This is a genomic window from Candidatus Methylomirabilota bacterium, from assembly GCA_035260325.1.
GTDB lineage: Bacteria > Methylomirabilota > Methylomirabilia > Rokubacteriales > CSP1-6 > AR19.
The window spans coordinates 1-9911 of record DATFVL010000226.1 but is presented as its reverse complement, the minus strand read 5'-3'; the positions used below and the strand labels follow the sequence as shown (position 1 = coordinate 9911).

At 71.2% G+C, this 9911-nt stretch carries 14 protein-coding genes; 6 read left to right on the top strand and 8 right to left on the bottom strand.

Annotated elements, in window-relative coordinates; all coding sequences use genetic code 11:
• Window positions 1-242 (top strand): uroporphyrinogen decarboxylase family protein (locus tag VKG64_14315; protein ID HKB26215.1); only part of this gene is annotated, 242 nt, incomplete at its 5' end.
• Between the two features lie 6 nt (window positions 243-248).
• On the opposite strand, the gene VKG64_14310 is transcribed toward VKG64_14315, so the two are convergent.
• Window positions 249-1328 (bottom strand): DUF933 domain-containing protein, encoded by a 1080-nt coding sequence (locus VKG64_14310; GenBank protein HKB26214.1) that lies wholly within the window; start codon window positions 1326-1328, stop codon window positions 249-251.
• Between the two features lie 5 nt (window positions 1329-1333).
• Entirely contained in the window at window positions 1334-1888 is a 555-nt protein-coding gene (locus VKG64_14305) for a Uma2 family endonuclease (GenBank protein ID HKB26213.1), read from the bottom strand.
• A 97-nt stretch (window positions 1889-1985) separates the two neighbouring features.
• Here VKG64_14305 and VKG64_14300 point away from each other — a divergent pair, with 97 nt between their 5' ends.
• The 4 genes from VKG64_14300 (at window position 1986) to VKG64_14285 (ending at window position 3988) form a co-directional block, all read left to right on the top strand.
• A complete protein-coding gene (locus tag VKG64_14300; GenBank protein HKB26212.1) occupies window positions 1986-2597 on the top strand; it encodes a DMT family transporter in 612 nt (203 codons plus the stop codon).
• A 37-nt stretch (window positions 2598-2634) separates the two neighbouring features.
• Window positions 2635-3000 (top strand): preQ(1) synthase, encoded by a 366-nt coding sequence (gene queF / locus VKG64_14295; GenBank protein ID HKB26211.1) that lies wholly within the window; start codon window positions 2635-2637, stop codon window positions 2998-3000.
• A gap of 281 nt (window positions 3001-3281) precedes the next feature.
• Complete coding sequence (locus tag VKG64_14290; GenBank protein ID HKB26210.1) at window positions 3282-3572, top strand: type II toxin-antitoxin system prevent-host-death family antitoxin; 291 nt, start codon at window positions 3282-3284, stop codon at window positions 3570-3572.
• Window positions 3569-3988: a type II toxin-antitoxin system VapC family toxin gene (locus VKG64_14285; protein ID HKB26209.1), complete on the top strand. Its 420-nt coding sequence runs from the start codon at window positions 3569-3571 to the stop codon at window positions 3986-3988. Before VKG64_14290 ends, VKG64_14285 begins: the two co-directional genes overlap by 4 nt.
• A 2-nt stretch (window positions 3989-3990) precedes the next feature.
• Here the strand turns inward: VKG64_14285 and VKG64_14280 are convergent, their stop codons facing one another.
• Genes VKG64_14280 through VKG64_14265 form a run of 4 tightly spaced genes read right to left on the bottom strand, consistent with a single transcriptional unit; the run spans window position 3991 to window position 8004 of the window.
• The gene (locus tag VKG64_14280) at window positions 3991-4857 is read right to left on the bottom strand and encodes an EamA family transporter (GenBank protein ID HKB26208.1); all 867 of its coding nucleotides are present in this window, start codon (window positions 4855-4857) and stop codon (window positions 3991-3993) included.
• A 33-nt stretch (window positions 4858-4890) separates the two neighbouring features.
• Complete coding sequence (locus VKG64_14275) at window positions 4891-5658, bottom strand: alpha/beta fold hydrolase (GenBank protein ID HKB26207.1); 768 nt, start codon at window positions 5656-5658, stop codon at window positions 4891-4893.
• 25 nt (window positions 5659-5683) lie between these two features.
• Window positions 5684-6805 (bottom strand): CoA transferase, encoded by a 1122-nt coding sequence (locus tag VKG64_14270; protein ID HKB26206.1) that lies wholly within the window; start codon window positions 6803-6805, stop codon window positions 5684-5686.
• A 35-nt stretch (window positions 6806-6840) separates the two neighbouring features.
• Window positions 6841-8004 carry an acyl-CoA dehydrogenase family protein gene (locus VKG64_14265; GenBank protein ID HKB26205.1) on the bottom strand — a complete coding sequence of 388 codons (1164 nt, stop codon included), beginning with the start codon at window positions 8002-8004 and terminating at the stop codon, window positions 6841-6843.
• A gap of 27 nt (window positions 8005-8031) precedes the next feature.
• Here VKG64_14265 and VKG64_14260 point away from each other — a divergent pair, with 27 nt between their 5' ends.
• Complete coding sequence (locus VKG64_14260; protein HKB26204.1) at window positions 8032-8802, top strand: enoyl-CoA hydratase/isomerase family protein; 771 nt, start codon at window positions 8032-8034, stop codon at window positions 8800-8802.
• 3 nt (window positions 8803-8805) lie between these two features.
• Here VKG64_14260 and VKG64_14255 read toward each other — a convergent pair whose 3' ends face one another.
• A complete protein-coding gene (locus tag VKG64_14255) occupies window positions 8806-9666 on the bottom strand; it encodes a phosphatase PAP2 family protein (protein ID HKB26203.1) in 861 nt (286 codons plus the stop codon).
• The coding region (locus VKG64_14250) for a DUF4070 domain-containing protein (GenBank protein HKB26202.1) at window positions 9663-9911 on the bottom strand (249 nt) is incomplete at its 5' end. The genes VKG64_14250 and VKG64_14255, both read right to left, overlap by 4 nt.

Sequence of the window (9911 nt, the reverse complement as noted above, 5' to 3'; positions counted from 1 at the left end):
CGGTGAAGGCCATGACGGTCGGCGCCGTCCTCGGCGGGCTCGATCAGTGGAAGACGCTGCGGGACGGGACTCCCGACGAGGCCGTGGCGGAGGCGCAGGACGCGATCGCCCAGACGCGGGGGCTCGGGCTCATCGTGGGTCCGGGCTGCGTGCTCCCGACGAACACGCCCGACGCGAACGTCGCGGCGGTCGTGCAAGCGCTCGGCGGCCCGCTGAAGAAGATCCCCGGCGTCGCCGGCTAGGCGCGGCTACTTCGCGACGTTGAACCTGATGTGGCAGACCTCGCCGTCCTTCACGATGTAGTCCTTGCCCTCGAGCCTCAGCTGGCCGCGCGCTCTGAGCTCGGCGAACGAGCCGTCGACGGCGAGAAGCTCCTCGTAGCTGTTGACCTCGGCCCGGATGAAGCCCCGGGCCATGTCCGAGTGGACGGCTCCGGCCGCGTCCTGGGCCCTCGTGCCCGCCGGGACCGGCCAGGCGCGGACCTCGTCCTCGCCGAGCGTGAAGAACGAGATCAACCCGAGCAAGGCAAAACAGTCACTTAGAACCCTATTGATCGCAGGCTCCTTGAGGCCGAGATCGGCCAGGAACGCCTGCTGCTCTTGCCCCGCGAGCTGGGCGACTTCGGTCTCGATCACGGCCGACACCCAGCCGAGCCTGGTCTTCGGCCGAGCCGCCACCGCCTCGAGCCCAAACGCCTCCGCCAGCCGCGGAGCCTCGGCGACGGCCTTCTCGTCGAGGTTCAGGCAGTGGAGGATCGGCTTCTCGGAGAGGAAGTTGAAGCCGCGGGTCGCCTTCGTCTCGTCGGGGGTCAGCGGGACCGCCCGCAGCGGAGTCTCGGACTCGAGCGCCGCCTTCAGCCGGCGAAGGATCTCCTGCTCCTTCGCCTCCGTCTCCTTCCGCTGCTTGCCGAGCGACGCCTCCAGGCGCTCGAGCCTCCGGTCCACCACCTCCAAGTCGGCCAGAATCAGCTCGGTCTCGAGCTCGACGATGTCGCGCCGGGGATCGGGCGCGCCGGCAACCTCGTCCGGGAATGCGCGCACCACGTGCAGAAGCGCGTCCGCGTTCCTGAACTCCTTCGTCTCGAGCCCCCCGCGCTCACCTTTCGAGATGCCGGCGAGGTCCACCACCTCGAACGTCGCGTAGGTCGTCTTCTTCGGCTTGAAGAGCGCCGAGAGCCGGTCCACACGCGGGTCCGGGACTCTGGCGACCCCGGCGTGGAGCTCGGCGCGCCCGGTGTCGAAGCGCGCCGTCTGGACGCTCGAGCCCGTGAGCAGGTTGAACAGCGTCGTCTTGCCGGACTTCGGCAGTCCGATCAGGCCGATCTTCACGGGGCCTACAGGATCTCGTCGACGGCGATGGCGACGTCGGGGAACACCGCTGGCGAGACGCGCCCACCCCGCTCGACACGCTCGGCCTGCTCGTACCGCCGCTCGGCGGGGCGCCGGTAGACCTCGACACGGCCTCCGGCCACGTCGACGATCCAGACCTCGGGGATCCCGGCCCGGGCATAGAGGCGAAGCTTCACGAGGCGATCGTAGCGGAGCGAGCTGTCGGCGACCTCGACGAGGAGGAGAACGTCGGCCGGTCCGACGTCGACCTCCTTGTAGTCCGACCGCAGGCGCAGCAGCACGATGTCGGGCAGCGGCTCAGAGTCACGGAAGAGATGCACGGGATTCTGGGGAGACACCAGCGCCCGGCCCGCGAGCCGCGACGCCAGCATGTTGTTCAACATGGTCACGGCATAGGCGTGAGGACGGCCGATCGGGCTCAACTGGACGATCTGCCCGTTGATGAGCTCGACACGATCGTCCTCGTGGAAGATCCCCGCCTCGCCCATGCGGTGGAACTCCTCCACGGTGAACCGTCGTTTGACCGGCTGCGCGAGCATCGTCGTCCTCCGTCGGTGATTGTATCAGGAGACGCCTGTCGCACCCGTGACACGGCACGACGCTAATGCTTCCCGAACGCCACGCCAATGCCTCAGAATGCAGACACTCCACGTGAGCCATTCCCCGCGAGACATCGACGTCAAGGGCGCCGCGCTCGCGCTGCTCGTGTCGATCCTCTGGGGCGCCAATCCCGTCGCGATCAAGATCGGGCTCGCCGACGCGCCGCCGCTGCGCCTGGCCTGGATGCGCTTCCTGGTCGGCGGCGTGGTCGTGGCGCTCTGGGCGTGGGCCGGAGGCCGCCTCGCGGGGCTCCGAATCGAGCGCGGCGAGTGGCCCGAGCTCGGCTTCCTGGGCCTCCTGTTCACCGCGCAGATCGGCCTGATGAATGTCGGCACCTCGCTCACGAGCGCCTCGCACTCGGCGATCCTCCTGAACCTCTACGCGGTCCACACGGTCGTCCTCGCCCACTTCCTGATCCCGGGCGACCGGCTCCGCGCGAAGAAGGTCGTCGGCATCCTCGTCGCCTACTCGGGGATCGTCCGGCTCCTGCGCCGCTACCGGCCGAGCGCGCTCGCCGCCTTCTTCCTGACTCAGCCGATCTTCGGCGTGGTGGCGGCCGCGCTCGTCGCGGGCGAGCGGCTCACGCCGGATCTCCTGCTGGCGAGCCTCGCGGTCGCGGCGGGCATCGGGCTCACGACGATGCGCTGAGCGCGGCGCCCCGCGAGCCGATTGGTATAATCGCGCCATGCCGACCCGCCCGTCGAAGAAGCTCGAGGTCGTGGCGAACCCGCACCCGGACCGCGACTACGAGGTCGCGATGACGGTGCCGGAGTTCACCTGCCTCTGCCCGCTCACCGGCCAGCCCGACTTCGCGACGATCCGGATCCGCTACGTGCCCGACCAGCACCTGGTCGAGCTCCGGTCGCTGAAGCTCTACGTCTGGTCGTACCGGGACGAGGGCGCGTTCCACGAGGACGTGACCAACCGCATCCTGAACGACTTCGTGGCGGCGGCGCGGCCGCGGTGGGTGGAGGTGACGGGCGACTTCAACATGCGCGGCGGCATCAAGACCGAGGTCCGCGCGACCTACGGCAAGCGCCCCGAGATCTAGGTCAGGGCCAGAGCGAGCTCGAGCGGCGAGAGAATCACCTCGCCGAGCCCCCGTGCCGCGACGTGTTCGTGCAAGCGTAGATAGAGGGCGCCGCTGTAGCGACGCGGCGACGGACGTGTCAACGTCCGGCGTTTCAGACACCGCACGGGGAGAACCGGATCGACCGCATCCTCAACGACTTCGTGGCGGCGGCCCGGCCCGCGGAAAGATTGACGACATGGCCAGGTCATAGCTATGATTGATGGCCAGATGGGGGCTCGAAAGATAGCCCGGAGCGCGTCATGATGATCGTCAAGATCGCCGAGTTGAAGAATCGCCTGAGTTATTACCTGCGCCGGGTGCAGCGCGGGGAGGCGGTGCTCGTGTCGGACCGCGACCACGTCATCGCGCGCATCGAGCGCGTGGGCGCTCCCCTGCCCGGCGAGGATACGGAGTGGCTCGAGCGACTCGAGCGGCGCGGCGTCGTCCGTCGGGGCACGGGCCGACCATCCGAGTCGTGGCTCGCGAGCCGCCCGGCGGTGGGCGTCGATGTCGTCGAGGCGCTCCTCCGCGAACGCGAGGAAGGCCCGTGACGTTCTGGGACAGCTCCGCGGTGGTCCCGCTCCTGATCGAGCAGGCCGCGTCGGCGCGGGTCGCCGGGTGGGTCGCTGCCGACACCGTGGTGATCTGGACGCTGACGCCGATCGAGATCATCTCGGCCTTCCGGCGCCTCGTGCGCGAGCAAGCCCTGGATGAATCGGTGGCACGGCTCGCCGAGACCCGGCTCGAGGATTTCGTCCGTACCTGTCACCTCGTCATCGACCTCGAGCCCGTCAAAGCACTGGCGGCCCGGCTGCTCCGGCTTCACGTGCTGCGCGCCTCCGACGCGCTCCAGCTCGGCGCGGCCTTGCACTGGGCGGAGGGGCATCCGCAGGGACGGACGCTCTACGCGCTCGACCGCCGGCTCACGCTCGCCGCTCAGCGGGAGGGGTTTTCCGTCCCGGCCTGAGCTCACGACGCCAGCGCGAGCAGCACCATGCCGAGGAGCATGACGACGGCGCCGATCGCCGACTCGCGCACCCGCTGCGCCTCCCCGAACCACGCGACGCCGACGCCCATGGCGAACAGGATCTCGACCTGCTTCACCGCCTCCACGTACGAGGAGAGCGTCAGCGTGTACGCCTTGCCCTGGGAGAGCGTGGTGAGCGCGGCGAAGAGCCCGAGCGCCACGAACTCCTTCCAGTGGCGCCCGATCGAGCCGAAGTGGCGCGCCGACGTCGTGACGGCGAGCGGCGTCACCACGAGGCTCGCGGCCAGGTAGGCGCCGAAGGTGCCGGTGGCGGTGTTCGAGGCGAGGATCGCCTGCTTGATCGTGATCACGCTGGGCGCGTAGAGGAACGCCGCGAGCAGCGTGTAGCGCTGGCCGCGGTCGGTGACGAGCACGCGGAGCGGCTCCCAGGGCGAGATGTGCGCGCGCCCGATGTTCAGGAGGTACACGCCCGCCGCCGAGAGGAGCACGCCCGCCACGCCGAGCGGGCTCGGCGTCTCGCCGATCGTCAGCCAGGCCATGCCGAGCAGGATCAGCAGGCTCACCTTCCAGAGCGCCGTCACGAGCGAGATCGCCGAGAGCTTCAGCGCCTTGGAGAGGGCGAGCGTCGAGAGCGTCTGGCAGACGCCGAACGCGAGGCACCACGCATAGAACCCGGGCTGGAGCGTGGGCCAGCCGCTGAGCCAGCACGCGACGAGGGCGAACGGGAGGAGGAAGGTGAAGCGGCCCCAGACGTTGATGTACTCGTCGAGGGCGTGGCCGAGGCGCTTCATGGCCGTGTTGCGGAGCACCTGGAACAGCGCCGCCGCCACGGCCAGGGCGAGCCACATGGCCGCGTATTGTACTCCACGCCCCGGCGCGCCTCAGCGGGCGGCGACGAGCTCGAGGACGACCCGGTTGAAGGCCTCCGGCTGATCGGCCGGCGTCGCGTGGCCCGAGTCGGCCACGACGACGAGGCGCGCGCCCGGGATCCCGCGCGCCAGCTCCTCCTTCGCCGCGAGCGGGACCATGGCGTCGCGGTCTCCCGCCACGACCAGCGTCGGACAGCGCAGGCGCGCGAGCCGATCGCGCGCGTCGAAGGCCGCGAGCGCCGCGAGCGCGGCGACGTAGGTCCGGCGCGGCGTCCGCGCGAGGCTCCGCACCGCGGCGCGATAGAGATGGGCCTGCTCGGGCTTCGGGAACATCGCGCGCGCCGCGAGCGCCGCGACCGCCGTCATCGGCGCCGTCGCGAGACATGCCACGCGTGCCAGGAGCGCGAGCGCGCCCGCGGCGCTCCCGGGTCGGAAGCGGGCGAAGCCGCCGACCAGCGTGAGCGAACGCGCGCGGGCGGGCGCCCCGAGGGCGAGCGCCAACCCCACGCAGGCGCCGAGCGAGAGGCCGACCACGTGCAGCGGCGGCTCCCCGAGCGCGTCGAGGAGCCGCCCGACCTCCGCCGCCATCCCCTCGACCGTCAAGCGCCCCGGCGGGAGCGCCGACCGGTAGTGGCCGGGGAGGTCGACGAGGAGCAGCCGGCAGCGCGGGCCCAGCCCGGCGAGCTGCTCCGTCCAGTCGGTCGCCGAGGAGCCGAGCCCGTGCAGGAGGAGGACCGGCGGCGCGCCGGCGTCCACCCGCCCGTGGCGCTCGTAGTACACGCGGGCCGCGGCGGGCGGCGCCCGATCAGGCGCGCCCGACCTCGGCGTTGTGCTCGCCGATCCCGGGAGGCGCGCGACGGATCGTCGGGCGCTCGCCGTCGAACGAGAGCGGGAGCCCGATCAGCTCGTAGTCGTCGCCGGGTACGCGCTGGACGATACCGAGGGCCCGCGCCTGCGGGTCCGTCACCGCCTCGGGCAGGGTGTTGATCGGCCCGCACGGCACGCCGACCGCCTCGAGCGCGTCGATCCACTCGCCCTTGCTGCGGCCCCGGAGGATCTCCGCGATCCGCGCAACGAGCTCGGCCTTGTGCGCGACGCGCGCCGCGTTCGTGGCGTAGCGGGGGTCCTTCGCCCACTCGGGGCGGCCGAGCGCCGCCACGAGGCTGGCGAAGATCCGGTCGTTGCCCGCGGCGACGATGATGGGTCCCGTCTTCGTCTCGAAGCTCTCGAACGGGACGACGCGATGGCTCCCCGTCCGATGACGCTCGGGCACGGCGCCGGAGGCACGATAGCTCGCGAAGTGCCCCTTCACCCACGCGAGGCCCGTCTCGAACAGCGACGCGTCCACGACGCAGCCCCGCCCGGTCGCCGCGCGCTGCACCAGCCCCGCGAGCGCGCCGATGGCAGCCCACATGCCGGTGCCGTAGTCGAGCACCGAGGTGCCGATGCGCGTCGGCGGGCCGCCCTCGTCGCCGTTCATCATCATGAGGCCCGCGAACGCCTGGAGGATGGGCTCGTAGCCGGGCCGGTCCCGGAGCGGCCCCGTCGCCCCGAAGGCCCACACCGAGCAGTAGACGAGGCGCGGATAGCGCCCGGTGAGCGCCGCGGCGCCGAGGCCGAGGGCCTCGGCCGCGCCCGGGCGCAGGTTCTGGACGAGGACGTCGGCGGTCGCCGCGAAGTCGGTGAGCCAGGCCACCGTGCGCGCGTCCTTCAGGTCGAGCGTGATCGAGCGCTTGTTGGCGTTGACGGCGAGGAAGCCGGGCGACACGCCCTTCCAGAACGGCGGTCCCCAGCGCCGCGCGTCGTCGCCCTCGGGACGCTCGACCTTGACGACGTCCGCGCCCAGGTGGGCCAGGATCTCGGCGGCCATCGGGCCCGCCAGGTTCTGGCCGAGCTCCACGACCTTCACGCCGGTCAGCGGCAGCATGGCGGTTCCTTTCCTGGATTTCGCTCGCCTCGGCGTCAGCGGAACAGCGAGCGCGCGATCACCATCCGGTGGACCTCGGACGGCCCCTCACCGATGCGGCGGACACGCGCCTCGCGGTACCAGCGCTCGAGCGGGAATTCTTTCGATACGCCGTAGCCGCCGTGGATCTGCACGGCGGCGTCGATCACGCGCCCGAGCACCTCGCTCGAGTAGAGCTTGGCGATCGAGGCCTCGACGCGCGCGTCCTCGCCGCGGTCGGCCTTCCACGCGCCGTCCCAGATGAGCCAGCGCGCGGCGCGGATCTCCACCTCCGCGTCGGCCAGCATCCACTGGATCGCCTGCCGCTGGGCGAGCGGCACGCCGAACGTCGAGCGGTGCTTCGCGTGCTCGATCGCCATCCGATGCGCCGCCACGGCCACGCCGAGGTTGCAGGCGGAGTACGGGAAGCGGTTCTTGACGAGCAGGTCGAAGGCGAGGTCGAGCCCCTGCCCTTCGGCGCCGACGAGCGCGTCGGCGGGCAGCGCGCAGTCCTCGAACACCACGTCGTTGGGGATCGCCGCGGTGCGGATCGTGCGGATGGTCCGCGCGGTGAATCCCGGCGTGCCCGGCTCGATGACGAAGCAGGAGATGCCGGCGCGGCCTTTCTCCTTGCTCGTGCGCGCGAAGACGATGCCCCACCGGGCGTTGTGAGCGTTCGAGATGAAGACCTTGCGGCCGTTCAGCACCCACCCGTCGCCGCGCCGCTCGGCGCGCGTCTGGATGGCGCCGGCGGGATCGGAGCCGCCCGACGGCTCGGTGATGGCGAAGAACGTCCGCCACCCCTCGCGCACCGTGGGCACCGCGTACTTCTCGATCTGCCCCTTGCTCCCGGCCCAGATCGCGGGGGGCGGGTAGCGACCGAACACGCCGCAGCCGGGGTTGTAGAGCCCCATCCGGTGCTGCGACATCTCCTCCAGCACGACCGACATGCTGAAGGTGTCGAGCCCGCCCCCGCCGTACTGCTCCGGCGCGCCGAGCGCCCACAGCCCGGCAGCCTTGGTCTTGGCGGCGAGCCGCTCGAATTCCTCGTCGGGGAGGCCGGGCGCATCGGGATCGAGGCGCTGTTCGAGCGGGACGATCTCCTCGCGGATGAAGCGCCGCACCTGGTCGCGCAGCACGCGCAGCTCGTCGGGCAGCGTGAAACCGGGAAACACCGTCATGCGGCGGGATGATACCATCGGCGCACCATGGCGGACGAAGTCCTCTCGAGCGTCGCCGACGGCATCGCCACCGTCACCCTCAACCGGCCGGACAAGCGCAACGCCATGAACGCGGCGATGCTGACCGGCCTGCGCGCGGCTTTCGACGAATTGGAAGACCGGCGCGACGTGCGTGTCGTAGTCGTGCGCGGCGCCGGGCCCGCGTTCTGCGCGGGGATGGATCTTCGCGAGATGGAGTCCCGCGGCGGCGCCCGCGATCCGGAGGCGGACGTGGTGGCCGTGCTTCAGCGGGTCGAGCGCTCTCGCCACCCGACCCTCGCGCTCGTGCACGGCGACGCCATCGCGGGCGGCTGCGAGCTGGCGCTGCACTGCGACCTCAGGGTGGCGGCGGAGAGCGCCCGCATCGGCATGCCGCTGGCGCGCATCGGGATGATCGTCCCCTTCCCGCTCGGCCAGAAGATCGTCGAGATCGTGGGCCCGGCCCACGCGCGCGAGATCCTCTTCACGGGGCAGCCGCTCGGCGCCCGGCGGGCCCACGAGATCGGGATGGTGCACCAGGTGGTCGCCGCCGCCGAGGTCGAGTCCGCCGCCTATGCGCTGGCGCGCACGCTCGCCGACAACGCCCCCCTCTCGCTGGCGGGGATGAAGCAGGTGATCCTGCGAGCGGTCGCGGCGCGGCCGGCCGCGGCGCACGAAGACCTCGACGCGCTCGCGCGGCGGGCCCGCCAGAGCGCCGACGCGAGCGAGGGCCGGCGCGCGATGCTGGAGAAGCGCAGGCCGGTGTTCCGGGGCGAGTAGGAGCTAGAACTCCTTCTGGAGCACGAGGCCGTACGTCTTGGACCACGGCTCGGCGAAGGGGAAGAAGTCGAGATACTTGTGCGGCGTCGAGTGCCGGACGCTCAGAAAGTGCCCGACGGCCCAGCCGAGCGCCGCGCCCCCCGCCACGTCCGACGCCCAGTGCTTGTCCTGGACGAGACGCGAGACGCCGACCAGCCCCGCCAGGGTGTAGGCGATGGCCCCGGCGGGCTGGTCGAAGCGGTCTGAGATCACGGCGGCGACGGCGAATGCCTGCGACGCATGGCTCGACGGGAACGAGTCCCGGCCGCGCTTGAAGGTGAACGGGTCGTTCGAGTCCGCCGGTCGCGACCGCGCCGATGCATAGGCGAAGCCCTCGCTGATCCCGGCCGTGAGCAGCTGGGCCTCCGTGGCCACGAGCGCCGCATCCAGGAGCCTCGGGTTCCCGGCCTGCTCCTTGATCGCTTCGCCCACGATGACCGCACCGGCGTTCAGCCCGAGAAGAACGCCCGCGTTTCCGAGGTAGGAGACGTCGTTCGCCGCGTCACGCACGTTCCCGTGTCGGTGTGAGGCAAGCTCGTGGCGAATGGAGCGGTCGGCGAGCGAGAGGCCGACGACGCCGGCCAGGATCCCGGCCGTCACGAGCCCGGACTCGAGGTCGAAGCGTAGGGGCGACGTGAGGAGATAGAGCGAATCGTCCCCCAGCGTCTTCAGCGCCTTTTCCCAGGTGGGCGGGAACTGTTCCCACGAGTCCGTCGGTTGCTGGTCCACCGCGGCCCCTGCGCCGGCGCTCCGAGCAACGGCGATCCAGCTGAAACAGAGCGCGAGCGCCGCGATCATCACGCGGCGCGGCGGTCGTCCTCTCACCGGAGCGCTTGACGATACGCCGCGCGATCGACCATCTCCTCCGACTCGGCCCTCAGCCGCGCGTACTTTCCCTCGAGCCCGTCGAGGACGAATTGCGTGTGCTTGCGGAAATGGAGAAAGAGCGCCATGAGGTGGATGGCCGCCTCGAAGTTTTGTGGCCGCGTCATGAGCACCGCAAGCACGTTGCGCCAGAAGTACCATGCCGTCCCTCGCCCGAACCCGAGCCCCCAGATCACGGCACCGAG